Below are 16,567 nucleotides of genomic sequence, written 5' to 3' on the forward strand. Positions count from 1 at the left end.
TCAATGCTTTAGCCAAAAAAAGCATAGAAAAAAAGCAGATGGAATATCCATCTGCTTTCTTAATTAAAAATTATTCAGAGATTGTAGCAACTACGCCAGCGCCTACAGTACGTCCACCCTCACGGATAGAGAACTTAGTACCTTCTTCGATCGCAACTGGAGCAATTAGCTCAACTGACATTTCGATGTTGTCGCCAGGCATAACCATTTCAACGCCTTCTGGAAGGTTACAGATACCTGTAATATCAGAAGTACGGAAATAGAATTGTGGGCGGTAGTTAGTGAAGAATGGAGTATGACGTCCACCTTCTTCTTTAGAAAGAACATAAACTTCCGCTTTGAACTTTGTGTGTGGAGTGATTGATTTTGGCTTAGCCAAAACTTGTCCACGCTCGATTTCTTCACGAGATACACCACGAAGTAGTGCACCGATGTTGTCTCCAGCTTCAGCATAGTCAAGAAGCTTACGGAACATTTCTACACCTGTTACAGTAGTAGATTTAGGCTCTTCAGTGAAACCAACGATTTCAACTACGTCCCCAACTTTAACTACTCCACGCTCAACACGTCCAGTAGCAACAGTTCCACGACCAGTGATTGAGAATACATCCTCAACTGGCATCATGAATGGCTTTTCAGTGTCACGAGCTGGTGTTGGAACATACTCATCAACTGCAGCCATAAGCTCGATGATTTTTTCTTCCCAAGCAGCGTCACCTTCTAAAGCTTTAAGAGCAGAACCTTTGATTACAGGAATGTCATCTCCAGGGAACTCATACTCAGAAAGTAGGTCACGGATTTCCATTTCTACTAATTCAAGAAGCTCTTCGTCGTCAACCATGTCACACTTGTTCATGAATACTACAAGGTGAGGTACACCAACCTGACGAGAAAGTAGGATGTGCTCACGAGTTTGTGGCATTGGACCATCAGTAGCAGATACTACTAGGATACCACCGTCCATTTGAGCAGCACCAGTGATCATGTTCTTTACGTAGTCAGCGTGACCTGGGCAGTCAACGTGAGCGTAGTGACGAGCATCAGTTTCGTACTCAACGTGTGCAGTAGAGATTGTGATTCCACGCTCTCTCTCTTCTGGAGCTCCATCGATTTGATCATATGCACGAGCTTCTGCTTTACCTGACTTAGCAAGTACAGAAGTGATTGCAGCTGTTAAAGTTGTTTTACCATGGTCAACGTGACCAATTGTACCGATGTTAACGTGTGGCTTTGAACGGTCAAATTTAGCTTTTCCCATTAGAAAAATCCTCCTTTAATATATAAAAAAATAGTCTAAGTATATTTATGGACAGAGAGGTAGCTGTTACCAGCACCTGCCAACGTCCACACTTACATAAGTAGTTATACTTTATATAAAGGCGAAAATCAATTATTCGCCTTTATTTTTTTTGATGATTTCTTCAGAGATTGATTTTGGAACCTCTTCATAGTGATCAAAATGCATAGAGAATACTCCACGACCTTGCGTACTAGAACGAAGGCTAGTTGCATATCCAAACATTTCAGAAAGTGGAACCATCGCACGAACAACTTGAGCGTTTCCGCGTGCTTCCATACCTTCTACACGACCACGACGTGAAGTTACGTTACCCATAATATCACCAAGATACTCTTCAGGGATAATAACTTCGACTCTCATGATTGGCTCAAGGATAACTGGGTTACACTTAGAAGCTGCTGCTTTAAGTGCCATAGACGCAGCGATCTTAAACGCCATTTCAGATGAGTCAACATCATGGTAAGATCCATCAAACAATCTAGCTTTGATATCTACAACAGGGAATCCAGCAATCATACCTCTGTCAAGTGAATCTTCAAGACCCGCTTGTACAGCTGGGATGTATTCACGAGGAACAACACCACCAACGATTCCGTTTACGAATTCAAAACCTTTTCCTTCTTCATTTGGAGAGAATTCAATCCAAACATGTCCGAATTGTCCACGTCCACCAGATTGACGAGCAAACTTTCCTTCTACATTTGCAGAAGAACGGATTGTTTCGCGATAAGCAACCTGAGGTGCACCAACGTTAGCTTCAACTTTGAATTCACGACGCATACGGTCTACTAGAATATCTAAGTGAAGCTCACCCATACCTGCAATGATAACTTGTCCAGTTTCTTGGTCAGTATGTGCACGGAATGTTGGATCCTCTTCTTGAAGCTTTTGAAGAGCAGTAGTCATTTTATCTTGGTCAGCTTTAGATTTAGGCTCGATAGATAATTGGATAACTGGCTCTGGGAATTCCATAGACTCTAGGATAACTAGGTTCTTTTCATCACATAGTGTATCACCAGTTGTAGTATCTTTAAGACCTACAGCAGCAGCGATATCCCCTGCGTATACCATTGAAATCTCTTCACGGCTGTTAGCATGCATTTGTAGGATACGTCCTACACGCTCACGCTTGCCTTTTGTAGAGTTTTGAACGTATGAACCTGAGCTTAATGTACCTGAGTACACACGGAAGAATGTTAATTTACCAACATAAGGGTCAGTCATAACTTTGAACGCTAGAGCTGAGAATGGCTCCTCATCGCTAGAGTGACGCTCAACTACTTCATCGCTATCAGGTAATGTACCTTTGATTGCAGGTACGTCTAATGGTGATGGAAGGTAGTCAATAACAGCGTCAAGCATCAATTGAACACCTTTGTTTTTGAATGCTGAACCACAGATAACTGGGTAGAACTCAACATTAACAGTACCTTTACGAATCGCTGATTTTAGCTCATCGTTAGTGATTTCTTCACCACCAAGGTATTTCTCCATTAATACTTCGTCAAACTCAGATACCGCTTCAATTAATTTTTCACGGTATTCTTCTGCTTCAGCACGGTACTCTTCAGGGATTTCACGAACTTCAATATCTGTTCCAAGGTCGTTACCGTAGAATGTTGCATTCATTTCAACAAGGTCAATAATTGCTGAGAATTGATCTTCAGCACCGATTGGAAGTTGAATTGCAGCAGCATTCGCTTGTAAGCGATCATGAAGTGTTTTGATTGAATACTTGAAATCAGCACCAATTTTGTCCATCTTGTTTACAAATACAACACGTGGTACACCGTAAGTTGTTGCTTGGCGCCAAACAGTTTCAGTTTGAGGCTCAACACCAGACTGTGCATCAAGTACAGCAACTGCACCATCAAGTACACGTAGGGAACGTTCTACTTCAACTGTGAAGTCTACGTGTCCTGGTGTATCGATGATATTAACTCGGTGGCCTTTCCATTGAGCAGTTGTAGCAGCGGAAGTGATTGTAATTCCGCGCTCTTGTTCCTGCTCCATCCAGTCCATTTGAGATGCGCCTTCATGTGTTTCTCCGATCTTATGAATACGACCAGTGTAATAAAGTACGCGCTCAGTTGTTGTTGTTTTACCAGCATCAATGTGAGCCATGATACCGATATTTCTTGTATTTGCTAAGGAGAACTCTCTTGCCATTGGTATTTCTCCTTTCTCGTATGAGTGTTTTAGTTTGTTTTTATATTAGAGTAAAAGTAAATCCTACCAACGATAGTGAGCAAATGCTTTGTTTGCTTCAGCCATTTTGTGAGTATCTTCACGCTTCTTAACTGATGCACCAGTGTTATTCGCTGCATCTAAGATTTCGTTAGCTAAACGCTCTTCCATCGTCTTTTCTCCACGAAGGCGAGAGTAGTTTACTAACCAACGAAGACCTAGAGTAGTACGGCGATCTGGACGCACCTCTACTGGTACTTGATAGTTAGAACCACCTACACGGCGTGCTTTAACTTCAAGAACTGGCATGATATTTTTTAGTGCTGCATCGAATACTTCGATTGGTTCTTTACCACTGCGCTCACGAATAAGTTCGAATGCAGAGTAAAGGATTGCTTGTGACTTTCCTCTTTTACCGTCGATCATCATTTTGTTGATCAAACGAGTGATTAGCTTTGAGTTATATAACGGATCTGGTAATACGTCTCTCTTTGCTACAGGACCTTTACGAGGCATGTTTGTTCCTCCTTTCACAGAAGTGTGATTTTAGTTTTTTGTAGTAATTATTATTTCTTAGCTGCTTTTGGTCTCTTAGTTCCGTATTTAGAACGACCTTGCATACGGTTGTTTACACCAGCTGTATCTAGTGCACCACGAACGATATGGTAACGTACCCCCGGTAAGTCCTTTACACGACCACCGCGAATAAGTACTACGCTGTGCTCTTGTAGGTTGTGACCAATTCCAGGAATATATGCTGTTACTTCAATTCCGTTAGTTAAGCGTACACGAGCATATTTACGTAATGCTGAGTTCGGCTTCTTCGGAGTCATTGTACCAACACGCGTACATACCCCACGCTTTTGAGGTGAAGATACGTTCGTTTGTGATTTCTTGAAGCTGTTGTAACCTTTGTTTAGTGCAGGTGATTTAGACTTTTCCTCTTTCGAAGAACGTGGCTTACGCACTAATTGATTAATTGTAGGCATTTATTTTTCCTCCCTTCATCTACTATTTCAAAGCCCACACATCCAGGTGGTTCATTTTGAAACAAAAAACAAAGTCTTTATAGATATCTTTCTATAAAAACAGTTTTTAAAAAGTTATTACTACAGTAGAAGCACCTACTTCGATCCCGCAAGCTTTGCCAAGCTTTTTCATAGAATCTACGTATATAATAGGAACGCCTACTTCCTGTGCAGTACTAATTACTTTTGCTGTCACACGCGGTTCAGCATCTTTCGCTACTAGTACTTCGGAAATAGTGCCACTTTTGATGGCTTTTACTGTTTGCTTAGTTCCTACGATAAATTTCTTTGCCTGCATTACTTTTTCATAAGACATGATTACATCCTCCAAAGTAACAGGTTTATAGGAGCACCTTTGATATATTAACACCTATGAAACTCGCTGTCAACACCTATTGAAATTTTTATTACTAGAGATTGTTATTTATTGTGCGGCACTCTAGATAGAGTGCCGCATGAATGATTATTCTACTGTTAATACTTCTTCTTGTTCAAGGTTGGTTACTGGCTCAGCTTTACGATAACGTTGCATCCCAGTTCCAGCTGGAACAAGTTTACCAATAATTACATTTTCCTTCAGACCAAGCAACTCATCTCGCTTACCTTTAATAGCGGCGTCTGTAAGTACTCTTGTCGTTTCTTGGAACGAAGCAGCAGATAAGAAGCTATCTGTTTCAAGTGATGCTTTAGTAATACCAAGCAATACAGGACGTCCTGTTGCAGGCATTTTTCCAGAAAGCAACGCTTTTTCGTTGGCATCTCTGAACTGATGAACATCTAGAAGTGAACCAGGCAATACTTCCGTTTCACCTGCATCGATGACACGAACCTTACGAAGCATTTGTCGTACCATTACTTCCACGTGCTTGTCACCAATTTCTACCCCTTGCATACGGTATACCTTTTGAACTTCACGAAGCAAATACTCTTGAACAGCTGTTACATCTCTCACCTTGATTAATTCCTTAGGATCGATTGAACCTTCTGTCAGTTCTTCACCACGTTCAACCTTATCGTTTACAGCTACTTTTAGACGTGCCGTGTAAGGAGCTGTGTAGGTTCTTGACTCTACTTCGCCCTGAACGATAATTTCATGTTGTCTGTCGCGGCCTTCATTAATACCAACAACCACACCTTCGATTTCAGAGATGACCGCTTGACCTTTCGGGTTACGGGCTTCGAAAATCTCTTGAATACGAGGTAGACCTTGTGTGATATCATCTCCGGCAACTCCACCTGTATGGAAGGTACGCATCGTTAACTGTGTTCCTGGTTCACCGATAGATTGAGCAGCGATGATACCTACAGCTTCGCCCACTTCAACCTCTTGACCAGTCGCTAGATTACGACCGTAACATTTCTTACATACACCGTGACGAGAATTACATGTAAACGCCGAGCGAATCCATACATCCTCAACACCAGCACCAACCACTTCAGCTGCTAGGTCTTCTGTAATTAATTCATTTTCACGAACCATTACTTCTTTTGTTTCAGGGTTTTTAATTGCTTTTCTTGCATAACGTCCGATTAAACGTTCTTCTAGAGACTCGATAATTTCCGTTCCATCTCTAAGGGCAGCAATATGCAATCCGCGATCCGTTCCACAATCATCGTCACGAACGATAACATCTTGTGCTACGTCAACGAGACGACGAGTTAAGTATCCAGAGTCAGCCGTTTTTAGTGCTGTATCGGCAAGACCTTTACGCGCACCGTGAGTAGAGATAAAGTACTCTAATACCGTTAGACCTTCACGGAAACTTGATTTGATCGGTAATTCAATGATTCGACCAGCCGGGTTCGCCATTAGTCCACGCATACCAGCAAGTTGCGTAAAGTTAGATGCGTTACCACGGGCACCAGAGTCACTCATCATGAAAATTGGGTTTGTTTTATCTAATGATTTCATTAGCTTCGCTTGGATAACATCCTTCGCAGCACTCCAGATGGAGATAACACGATCATAACGCTCATCTTCTGTGATTAAACCACGTCTAAATTGCTTTTGAACATTATCTACCTTTGTTTGTGCTTCAGCGATAATTTCTTGCTTTTCCCCTAATACAACGATGTCTGCAACCCCAACTGTAATACCAGCTTTTGTTGAGTGCTTAAACCCTAGGTCCTTCATTCGGTCAAGCATCTTTGAAGTTTCAGTAATCTTAAACTTCTTAAATACTTCCGCAATGATGTTTCCTAAAATCTTCTTTTTAAATGGATCTACAACGTCCATCTCACTAATTACTTGTTTCACGTCCGTACCCGCTTCTACAAAGAATCTTGCAGGTGTTTCTACTTCAAGATTTGATTTTGTAGGCTCGTTGATGTACGGGAAAGAGCTAGGTAAAATTTCATTAAAGATTAGTTTTCCAACTGTCGTTAATAGAAGCTTTTTATTTTGCTCTTCAGTGAATGTTTCGTTTTTCAACGATCCAGCATGCACAGCCACACGAGTATGTAAGTGTACATAACCATTTTGATAAGCTAAGATCGCTTCATTTGTATCTTTAAAAATCATACCTTCCCCAACAGCACCGGCACGTTCAAGAGTTAAGTAATAGTTTCCTAATACCATATCCTGAGACGGAGTAACTACTGGCTTTCCATCCTTCGGGTTAAGGATGTTTTGCGCAGCAAGCATTAATAATCTTGCCTCTGCTTGAGCTTCAGAAGAAAGCGGAACGTGAACGGCCATTTGGTCACCGTCAAAGTCAGCATTGTATGCCGTACATACAAGCGGATGAAGACGAATTGCACGACCTTCTACTAGAGTTGGTTCAAATGCTTGGATACCAAGTCTATGAAGAGTCGGTGCACGGTTAAGAAGAACCGGATGCTCTCTAATTACTTCTTCAAGTACATCCCAAACTTCTGGCTGAACTCGTTCAATTTTACGCTTAGCTGATTTGATGTTGTGCGCTAGACCCTTTTCAACCAATTCCTTCATAACGAATGGCTTAAATAGCTCTAGTGCCATTTCTTTTGGCAATCCACACTGATACATCTTTAAGTTTGGTCCTACAACGATAACCGAACGACCAGAATAGTCAACACGCTTACCTAGTAGATTTTGACGGAAACGACCTTGCTTCCCTTTCAACATATGTGAAAGTGATTTTAAAGGACGGTTACCTGGTCCTGTTACCGGACGTCCACGACGACCGTTATCAATTAGAGCATCTACTGCTTCTTGAAGCATACGCTTTTCGTTTTGTACGATAATGCTTGGAGCTCCTAAATCTAATAGACGCTTCAGACGGTTGTTACGGTTGATTACACGACGGTATAAATCGTTCAAGTCAGAAGTAGCAAAACGCCCTCCATCTAATTGAACCATTGGACGTAATTCTGGCGGAATTACTGGCAGAACATCAAGGATCATCCAAGATGGCTCATTGCCTGAGTTACGGAATGCTTCTAGAACTTCTAGTCGCTTAATGGCTCTTGTGCGACGTTGCCCTTGTGCAGTTCTTAACTCTTCCTTTAACGCTTCAACATCTTTGTTCAAATCAATATCAGAAAGAAGCTTTTTAATAGATTCAGCACCCATTGACGCTTGGAACTTATTACCGTATTTGTCACGGTATGCACGATATTCTTTCTCAGATAAGAGCTGCTTCTTTTCTAAAGCTGTATCACCAGCATCTGTAACTACATATGAAGCAAAATAGATAACCTCTTCAAGTGCACGAGGAGACATATCTAAAACAAGACCCATACGACTTGGGATCCCTTTGAAGTACCAAATATGAGACACCGGTGCAGCTAATTCAATGTGACCCATTCGCTCACGACGTACTTTTGCACGAGTGACTTCCACTCCACAACGGTCACAGACTACACCTTTATATCTTACACGCTTGTACTTACCGCAATGACATTCCCAGTCCTTTGTCGGCCCGAAAATACGCTCACAGAATAAACCATCTTTTTCAGGTTTAAGTGTACGGTAGTTAATTGTTTCTGGCTTTTTCACTTCTCCAAAAGACCATGAACGAATCTTATCTGGTGAAGCAAGACCAATTTTCATAAACTCAAAATTATTAACATCTAGCAAGGGGCCTACCTCCCTTTTGATCTACGGGTTTTACCCTTATACGACAGCTTAGATTCTAAATTAGTCTCTATGCCAACAATATGTTAGGGAATGATTCCTTGAAAAATCAGCCCATCTCCTAAAACCTTATCAGGCAAGGAGATGGCCTTTATATATGTGAGTGGATTACTCTTTTGTACCCACTTTTTCTGATTCAGACTCTTCGAAATCAGGCAAAATTGTTAAAGCATCAGCTTGTTGTACTTCATCATCTTCTTCGAGATCACGCATTTCAATTTCTTGCTCATCGCCTGAAAGGATTTTAACATCCATACCTAAACTTTGAAGCTCTTTCATTAATACGCGGAATGATTCTGGTACACCTGGTTCTGGAACATTCTCACCTTTAACGATTGCTTCATACGTCTTCACACGACCAACTACATCATCCGACTTGACTGTCAAGATTTCTTGAAGCGTATAAGCAGCACCGTAAGCTTCCAATGCCCAAACCTCCATCTCACCAAAACGCTGTCCACCAAATTGTGCTTTACCACCCAGTGGTTGTTGCGTTACAAGTGAGTAAGGTCCAGTTGAACGAGCATGTAGCTTATCATCAACCATGTGAGCAAGTTTGATCATGTACATTACACCGACAGAAACTCGATTGTCGAATGGTTCACCCGAACGACCGTCGTATAGTACGGTCTTTGCGTCACGAGCCATACCTGCTTCTTCAATAGTTGACCAAACATCTTCTTCACGCGCTCCGTCAAATACCGGAGAAGCTACATGAATACCTAATGCTCTTGCAGCCATACCTAGATGAAGCTCAAGTACCTGACCGATGTTCATACGTGATGGTACTCCTAATGGATTTAACATGATGTCAACCGGCGTTCCATCTGGTAAGAAAGGCATATCCTCTTCTGGTAAGATACGTGAGATAACCCCTTTATTCCCGTGTCGTCCAGCCATCTTGTCCCCTTCAGAAATCTTACGCTTCTGAACAATATAAGCACGAACAAGTTGGTTAACACCTGGAGGTAATTCATCTCCATCTTCACGGTTAAAGACTTTCACATCAAGGACAATACCGCCACCGCCGTGAGGTACACGAAGAGATGTATCTCTTACTTCACGTGCTTTTTCCCCGAAGATTGCATGCAATAAGCGTTCTTCAGCTGTTAGTTCTGTTACACCTTTAGGCGTTACTTTACCAACTAATAAATCTCCGTCCTTCACTTCTGCTCCAACACGTACGATTCCACGCTCATCGAGATTTCTAAGAGCATCTTCCCCTACGTTTGGAATATCACGAGTGATTTCCTCTGGTCCAAGCTTTGTATCACGTGACTCTGACTCGTATTCTTCGATATGGATAGATGTATACACATCGTCTTTTACAAGTCTTTCACTCATGATAATCGCATCTTCATAGTTATAACCATCCCAAGTCATGAAGGCCACAAGAACATTACGGCCTAGAGCAAGTTCTCCAAGCTCCATCGATGGTCCGTCTGCAAGGATCTCTCCTTTTGTTACACGGTTACCTACAGCCACGATTGGTCTTTGGTTATAGCAAGTACCTTGGTTTGAACGAATGAATTTTTGCATTCTATATTTATCTAGATCGCCCTTAACTTCTTGGCCATCTACTTCAGTCACTCTTCTTACCCACACTTGACGAGCTTCAACATGCTCCACGATTCCATCGTGTTTACAGATGACTGCTGCTCCAGAGTCTTTACCAGAAACATATTCCATTCCCGTTCCTACACGAGGCGCTTCTGGTTGCATCAATGGTACAGCCTGACGTTGCATGTTCGCACCCATAAGAGCACGGTTTGAGTCATCATTTTCAAGGAACGGAATACATGCTGTCGCAGCTGAAACTACTTGTTTAGGAGAAACGTCCATGTAGTCTACACGCTCTCGATTTACAACCGTGTTCTCGCCTCGGAAACGAGCAATAATATCGTTATCTAGGAAAGATCCATCTTCTCCTAGTTTTACATTTGCCTGTGCTACTACATAATTATCTTCTTCATCTGCAGTTAAGTAGTCGATATGGCTTGTAACTTTTCCTGTTTCAGGATCTACACGACGATATGGCGTTTCGATAAAGCCGAATCGATTTACTTTTGCAAAAGAAGATAAAGAGTTAATTAGTCCAATGTTCGGACCTTCCGGCGTTTCGATTGGACACATACGACCATAGTGAGAGTAGTGAACGTCACGCACTTCGAAACCAGCACGTTCACGTGTTAAACCACCAGGTCCTAATGCTGATAAACGACGCTTATGTGTAAGCTCAGCTAATGGGTTTGTTTGATCCATGAACTGCGATAACTGAGAGCTACCAAAGAACTCTTTAATCGACGCAATTACAGGACGTATATTAATTAATTGCTGTGGTGTAATCGTATTTGTATCTTGAATGGACATTCTTTCACGAACGACTCTTTCCATTCTTGACAAACCGATACGGAATTGGTTTTGAAGTAATTCTCCTACTGAGCGCAGACGACGATTTCCTAAGTGGTCAATGTCATCTGTATCTCCTACTGAATGTAGAAGGTTAAAGAAATAGCTAATGGAAGCAATAATATCAGAAGGGTCAATATTCTTAACAGCTTCTGGTACATATGCATTTCCAATCACATTAATTGCCTTTTCGCCATCCTCATTAGGAGCAAAAATCTTAATTGATTGTAAAAGAATATCTTCTTGAACTACTCCACCAACTGGAGTGAAGGTCTTAAATCCAATATTCTTTTCTAATTGTGGAAGAATACGATCTAACGTACGGCGGTCTAAAAGCACACCTTTTTCTGCAATGATTTCTCCCGTTTCAGGATCAACCAATGTTTCTGCAAGGCGTTGACCGAATAGACGATTCTTTATATGCAGCTTCTTGTTAATTTTGTAACGACCTACATTCGCTAAATCATAGCGCTTAGGGTCAAAGAATCTAGAAACAAGTAAACTTTTCGCATTTTCAACCGTTGGTGGTTCACCCGGACGAAGACGCTCATAAATTTCTAATAGAGCTTTCTCAGTACCTTCTGTATTATCTTTTTCAAGCGTATTACGAATGTACTCATTATCTCCAATTAACTCAATGATTTCTTGGTCTGATCCGAATCCTAATGCACGCAAAAGAACCGTAACGGGTAATTTCCTCGTACGATCTATTCTAACGTACACAACATCCTTCGCATCTGTTTCATATTCTAACCAAGCACCACGGTTCGGGATTACAGTTGCTGTATATCCTCGTTTTCCGTTTTTATCAAGTTTCCCACTATAATAAACACTTGGTGAACGCACAAGCTGAGATACGATAACGCGCTCGGCACCATTAATAACGAATGTACCTGTTTCTGTCATAAGTGGGAAGTCACCCATGAAAACATCCTGGTCTTTTACTTCCCCAGTTTCTTTATTAACAAGACGCACTTTTACACGAAGTGGAGCAGAGTATGTAACATCTCGTTCCTTTGATTCTTCAACAGAATACTTTGGCTCGCTTAAACTATAATCAATAAATTCTAATGACAAATTACCTGTGAAATCTTCAATCGGTGAAATATCCTGGAACATTTCACGCAATCCTTCATCAAGGAACCATTGATAGGAAGCTGTTTGAATCTCAATTAAGTTAGGTAATTCTAAAACTTCACTGATTCGCGCATAACTTCTTCGTTGGCGGTGTCGTCCATACTGAACTAGTTGACCTGTCAACAGATTCACCCCTCAAATCAAGCTTTTGTGATAACTTCTATAAATTTCTTATAAAAAATAGATAGGAAAACGTGATGCTTTTGTCTAGACAGGAGGATTATCCTACTTGACCGCTCAACTCAAGACAACAACGCTTACATGTATCTTCTTTCATAAGACAAAAAGAAAAAGGGTTTTTTCTTAAAAACCACATTCTCCAATTTTCTACTATTATTTTATTAGCATCGCCGTAAATTGCCATATTTATACAACTACAGTTGAATTTAGCAATTTTACACAATATATCATGTTGGCATTTTATAATATTAACATAGCCAAAATGTCAAGTCAAATCTTTTTAGCTTTCAAAATAAAATACCCTTTTTTCTTTTCGACGGTTTCAACTGAACCAAATAGTGCATGTAGTTTTTCGATGGCTGATGGCGCACCCTGCTTTTTTTGAATGACTACCCATAGCTCACCATCAGAAGCCAGATGATCAAAACTCTGTTCAAATATATCGTGAACTACTTGTTTCCCTGCACGAATAGGAGGGTTCGTTAAGATGGCGGCAAACCCCTTACCTTTTACCTGAGTTAAACGATCACTTTCGTATATTTTTACATTTGAAACTTTATTTAGAGCGGCATTATCCTTAGCTAATCCAATCGCACGCTCATTCACATCTACCATATGTACCTCTTTGGCTCCTTGTTCTTTCGCTAGAGAAATCCCAATCGGACCATAGCCACAACCAACATCAAGTATGGGGCCATCAACGTTCGGAAATTGAAAGGTCTCAATTAGTAGCCTAGACCCAAAATCCACTTCACTTTTTGAGAACACACCATTGTCGGTAATAAAAGATAGGCTTTGATTTCTTAGTGTGAAACTCCATGTTTTTCGATTACTCTCAACTTTTTGATTCCGCGAGAAATAATGTTCTGCCATACTACCACTTCCAAATTTTTAGTAGAGAAAACTTATACGAAAAAAATTATAATCGAACCTTTTTTAAAAAGCAAAAGGCTCGCTTATGCAGCGAGCCTTTCAATATCATAATTACTTAACTTCAACGTTTGCTCCAACTTCTTCAAGCTTAGCTTTGATTTCTTCAGCTTCTTCTTTAGAAGCGCCTTCTTTGATAGCTTTTGGAGTGTTGTCAACAAGTTCTTTTGCTTCTTTAAGTCCAAGACCTGTGATTTCACGTACAACTTTGATAACTTTGATTTTTTGGTCGCCTGCAGAAGCAAGAACAACGTCAAATTCAGTTTTCTCAGCAGCAGCTTCTCCACCAGCAGCTCCAACTACAGCTACAGGAGCAGCAGCAGTTACACCAAATTCTTCTTCGATAGCTTTTACTAAGTCGTTAAGTTCTAAAACAGTCATGCTTTTAACTGCTTCAATGATTTGTTCTTTAGTCATGATAAAAGTCCTCCTTAAAATTGTGTTTGTTTTAGTTTATTTGACGAACGATAATTCTAACTTACGCGCCTTGTTCTTCTTTTTGATCTGCAACAGCTTTTGTAGCAAGAGCAAGGTTGCGGATTGGAGCTTGAAGTACGCTGAGTAGCATAGATAGTAAGCCTTCGCGTGATGGTAGTTCAGCAAGAGCCTTAATATCTTCTAATGATGCAACGTTCCCTTCAATTACACCTGCTTTAATTTCAAGAGCTTCATGCTTTTTAGCGAAGTCATTTAAAATTTTAGCTGGGGCAACTACATCTTCGTTACTGAATGCGATAGCGTTAGGACCTGTAAGAGCGTCGTTAAGGCCAGCAAGTTCAGAAGCTTCAGCAGCACGACGAGTTAAAGAGTTTTTGTAAACCTTGAACTCAATACCAGCTTCACGAAGTTGTTTACGAAGTTCTGTTACTTCAGAAACATTTAAACCACGATAGTCAACAACAACAGTTGTTTTAGCAGCTTTTAACTTATCAGCGATTTCGTCTACGATTACTTTTTTAGTTTCGATAGCGTTGCTCATCCTTACACCTCCTGTAGATTTACTACATTTATACCAGAAAATATAAACCTCCATGCCTTGCAGACATGGAGGAAGTATACAATAGTCGTTTACACGAACTGTTCAATCTATCGTATGACCTCGGTAGGGAATTAAGCCTTAAAGGCACCTACTGTCTGCGGTACAAATGTTATTTTATTTTCACAACAAAATCTATTCTAGTAGAATTTTATTCTGTTGTCAATTATATTTTTAAATTACTTTGCATTTACAGTTGAAGGATCTACTTTTACTCCAGGTCCCATTGTTGAAGTAACAGTTACGTTCTTCATGTAAGTTCCTTTTGCAGCAGAAGGCTTCACTTTAAGCATTGTTTCGAAGATTGTAGTGAAGTTCTCAACAAGCTTTTCGTTTTCAAAAGAAGTTTTTCCGATTGGTACGTGGATGTTTCCAGCTTTATCAACACGGTATTCAACTTTACCAGCTTTGATTTCGTTAACTGCTTTAGTTACATCAAATGTAACTGTACCAGTCTTAGGGTTTGGCATTAAGCCTTTAGGTCCTAATACACGACCTAGCTTACCAACTTCACCCATCATGTCAGGTGTAGCAACGATTACGTCAAACTCAAACCAACCTTGGTTGATCTTGTTGATGAAGTCTGCATCTCCTACATAATCAGCGCCAGCTGCTTCTGCTTCTTTCGCCTTTTCACCTTTAGCAAATACAAGTACACGTTGTGTTTTACCAGTTCCGTTTGGAAGCACAACTGCTCCACGGATTTGTTGGTCAGCTTTCTTTGGATCTACCCCAAGACGGAAAGCAACTTCTACAGATGCGTCAAACTTTGCAAAGTTTGTCTTTTTAGCAAGATCAATAGCTTCTTCAACCGAATATGCTTTTGTACGGTCAACAAGCTTTGAAGCTTCTAAAAACTTCTTACCTTTTTTAGCCATTTTTATTTCCTCCTAGATTGTGGTTTTAGCGGAAAAGTTCTTAACTAACCTCCCACGAATAACAGCGCAGTGCTTTAGCACACATACGCTAGACATAAGAAAGGTTGCGCGTGAAACCAAATTCAACACCGCAACCCCTTAACTCAAAAAACATTCGAGCATGAATTAGTCTTCGATAACAATACCCATGCTGCGTGCAGTACCTTCAACCATACGCATAGCTGCTTCAACGCTAGCCGCATTTAGATCAGGCATTTTTGTTTCAGCAATCTCGCGCACCTTGTCACGCTTGACTGTTGCTACTTTATTACGGTTCGGTTCACCAGAACCAGACTCGATTCCAGCCGCCTTCTTAAGAAGAACTGCAGCAGGAGGAGTTTTTGTAATAAATGTAAATGAACGGTCTTCAAAAACCGTAATCTCAACAGGAATGATTAAGCCAGCTTGTTCAGCTGTACGAGCGTTGAACTCTTTACAGAATCCCATGATGTTAACACCGGCTTGACCTAGTGCAGGACCAACTGGTGGTGCTGGATTAGCTTTAGCAGCAGGGATTTGCAACTTAACAATCTTAATTACTTTTTTAGCCACGAGACACACCTCCTTAAGTCCGTGATGTGGTAATAGGGGATTTTCCCCTCCCACTCATATAATAGTCTTTATAAAGATAAAGAACTGTTTCCTTTTGTCTGGTCTCAAAGTTTGAGACATACTGACCTTTGAAATATTACCACTTTTCGAAACCTATTTCAAGTTTTTTCAGGTTATATTTTTTCAATCTGTGTAAATTCAAGTTCTACAGGGGTATCTCGACCAAACATATTTACAAGAACCTTGATTTTAGATTTGTCCTTATCAATTTCTTCAATAGAACCTGTAAAGTTTGCAAATGGTCCTTCCTTGACTTGTACCATTTCTCCAAGTTCAAAGTTTACATCCACACGCTTCTGCTCAAGTCCCATACGTTTAAGAATGAAATTCACTTCTTCTGGCAGTAAAGGAGTTGGCTTAGAGCCTGATCCAGCTGAACCTACGAAACCAGTTACTCCAGGTGTGTTTCGAACCACATACCAAGAATCATCGGTCATGACGATTTCAACCAATACGTATCCAGGAAACACCTTTCTTTTTACTACTTTCTTTTTACCATTCTTAATATCTGTTTCTTCTTCTTCAGGTACTACCACGCGAAAGATTTTATCTTGCATCGCCATAGACTCTACACGTTTTTCAAGGTTTGCTTTTACCTTGTTCTCATAGCCCGAGTAAGTATGAACTACATACCAATTCTTTTCCATTGTCGAGGACGAGTTGTCCTTCCCTCCCTATATAAAAATATCCATTTTATTAAACTAGAAAGCATTG

At 40.6% G+C, this 16,567-nt stretch carries 13 protein-coding genes and 1 other annotated feature; all 13 genes read right to left on the reverse strand.

The features are described from left to right. Positions 1-70 precede the first annotated feature (70 nt). The 13 genes from tuf to nusG all read right to left on the reverse strand — a co-directional run bounded on the left by tuf (position 71) and on the right by nusG (position 16,500). A complete protein-coding gene (tuf, locus tag M3175_RS22120; RefSeq protein ID WP_251523666.1) occupies positions 71-1,258 on the reverse strand; it encodes an elongation factor Tu in 1,188 nt (395 codons plus the stop codon). A gap of 132 nt (positions 1,259-1,390) precedes the next feature. After that, positions 1,391-3,469, reverse strand: a complete 2,079-nt coding sequence (fusA, locus tag M3175_RS22125) for an elongation factor G (protein WP_251523668.1) — start codon at positions 3,467-3,469, stop codon at positions 1,391-1,393. A gap of 63 nt (positions 3,470-3,532) precedes the next feature. Next, the gene (gene rpsG, locus M3175_RS22130) at positions 3,533-4,003 is read right to left on the reverse strand and encodes a 30S ribosomal protein S7 (RefSeq protein WP_119706265.1); all 471 of its coding nucleotides are present in this window, start codon (positions 4,001-4,003) and stop codon (positions 3,533-3,535) included. 50 nt (positions 4,004-4,053) lie between these two features. After that, positions 4,054-4,476 (reverse strand): 30S ribosomal protein S12, encoded by a 423-nt coding sequence (gene rpsL / locus M3175_RS22135; protein WP_066058589.1) that lies wholly within the window; start codon positions 4,474-4,476, stop codon positions 4,054-4,056. 106 nt (positions 4,477-4,582) lie between these two features. Beyond that, entirely contained in the window at positions 4,583-4,831 is a 249-nt protein-coding gene (locus M3175_RS22140) for a 50S ribosomal protein L7ae-like protein (RefSeq protein WP_251523669.1), read from the reverse strand. Positions 4,832-4,978: 147 nt separating this feature from the next. After that, positions 4,979-8,575: a DNA-directed RNA polymerase subunit beta' gene (gene rpoC / locus M3175_RS22145; RefSeq protein WP_251523670.1), complete on the reverse strand. Its 3,597-nt coding sequence runs from the start codon at positions 8,573-8,575 to the stop codon at positions 4,979-4,981. A gap of 165 nt (positions 8,576-8,740) precedes the next feature. Further along, on the reverse strand, positions 8,741-12,310 hold the full coding sequence (gene rpoB / locus M3175_RS22150; RefSeq protein ID WP_445677899.1) for a DNA-directed RNA polymerase subunit beta: 3,570 nt from the start codon (positions 12,308-12,310) through the stop codon (positions 8,741-8,743). Between the two features lie 318 nt (positions 12,311-12,628). Further along, positions 12,629-13,231 carry a class I SAM-dependent methyltransferase gene (locus tag M3175_RS22155; RefSeq protein ID WP_251523671.1) on the reverse strand — a complete coding sequence of 201 codons (603 nt, stop codon included), beginning with the start codon at positions 13,229-13,231 and terminating at the stop codon, positions 12,629-12,631. Between the two features lie 111 nt (positions 13,232-13,342). After that, a complete protein-coding gene (gene rplL, locus M3175_RS22160) occupies positions 13,343-13,705 on the reverse strand; it encodes a 50S ribosomal protein L7/L12 (RefSeq protein ID WP_119706260.1) in 363 nt (120 codons plus the stop codon). Between the two features lie 61 nt (positions 13,706-13,766). Then, complete coding sequence (gene rplJ / locus M3175_RS22165; protein WP_119706259.1) at positions 13,767-14,267, reverse strand: 50S ribosomal protein L10; 501 nt, start codon at positions 14,265-14,267, stop codon at positions 13,767-13,769. A gap of 32 nt (positions 14,268-14,299) precedes the next feature. After that, positions 14,300-14,446: a sequence feature (ribosomal protein L10 leader region), on the reverse strand. Between the two features lie 57 nt (positions 14,447-14,503). Continuing rightward, positions 14,504-15,202: a 50S ribosomal protein L1 gene (gene rplA / locus M3175_RS22170; RefSeq protein WP_251523672.1), complete on the reverse strand. Its 699-nt coding sequence runs from the start codon at positions 15,200-15,202 to the stop codon at positions 14,504-14,506. A 165-nt stretch (positions 15,203-15,367) separates the two neighbouring features. After that, complete coding sequence (rplK, locus tag M3175_RS22175; RefSeq protein WP_251523673.1) at positions 15,368-15,793, reverse strand: 50S ribosomal protein L11; 426 nt, start codon at positions 15,791-15,793, stop codon at positions 15,368-15,370. 173 nt (positions 15,794-15,966) lie between these two features. Then, a complete protein-coding gene (nusG, locus tag M3175_RS22180) occupies positions 15,967-16,500 on the reverse strand; it encodes a transcription termination/antitermination protein NusG (RefSeq protein WP_251523675.1) in 534 nt (177 codons plus the stop codon). Between the last annotated feature and the right edge of the window lie 67 nt (positions 16,501-16,567).

This window comes from Robertmurraya korlensis, from assembly GCF_023715225.1.
Classification (GTDB): Bacteria; Bacillota; Bacilli; order Bacillales; family Cytobacillaceae; genus Robertmurraya_A.

Excerpts from the sequence above, each read along its gene's own strand:
- tuf (WP_251523666.1), bottom strand. The coding sequence starts at position 1,258 with ATGGGAAAAGCTAAATTTGACCGTTCAAAGCCACACGTTAACATCGGT.
- fusA (WP_251523668.1), bottom strand. The coding sequence starts at position 3,469 with ATGGCAAGAGAGTTCTCCTTAGCAAATACAAGAAATATCGGTATCATG.
- rpsG (WP_119706265.1), bottom strand. The coding sequence starts at position 4,003 with ATGCCTCGTAAAGGTCCTGTAGCAAAGAGAGACGTATTACCAGATCCG.
- rpsL (WP_066058589.1), bottom strand. The coding sequence starts at position 4,476 with ATGCCTACAATTAATCAATTAGTGCGTAAGCCACGTTCTTCGAAAGAG.
- M3175_RS22140 (WP_251523669.1), bottom strand. The coding sequence starts at position 4,831 with ATGTCTTATGAAAAAGTAATGCAGGCAAAGAAATTTATCGTAGGAACT.
- M3175_RS22155 (WP_251523671.1), bottom strand. The coding sequence starts at position 13,231 with ATGGCAGAACATTATTTCTCGCGGAATCAAAAAGTTGAGAGTAATCGA.
- rplL (WP_119706260.1), bottom strand. The coding sequence starts at position 13,705 with ATGACTAAAGAACAAATCATTGAAGCAGTTAAAAGCATGACTGTTTTA.
- rplJ (WP_119706259.1), bottom strand. The coding sequence starts at position 14,267 with ATGAGCAACGCTATCGAAACTAAAAAAGTAATCGTAGACGAAATCGCT.
- rplA (WP_251523672.1), bottom strand. The coding sequence starts at position 15,202 with ATGGCTAAAAAAGGTAAGAAGTTTTTAGAAGCTTCAAAGCTTGTTGAC.
- nusG (WP_251523675.1), bottom strand. The coding sequence starts at position 16,500 with ATGGAAAAGAATTGGTATGTAGTTCATACTTACTCGGGCTATGAGAAC.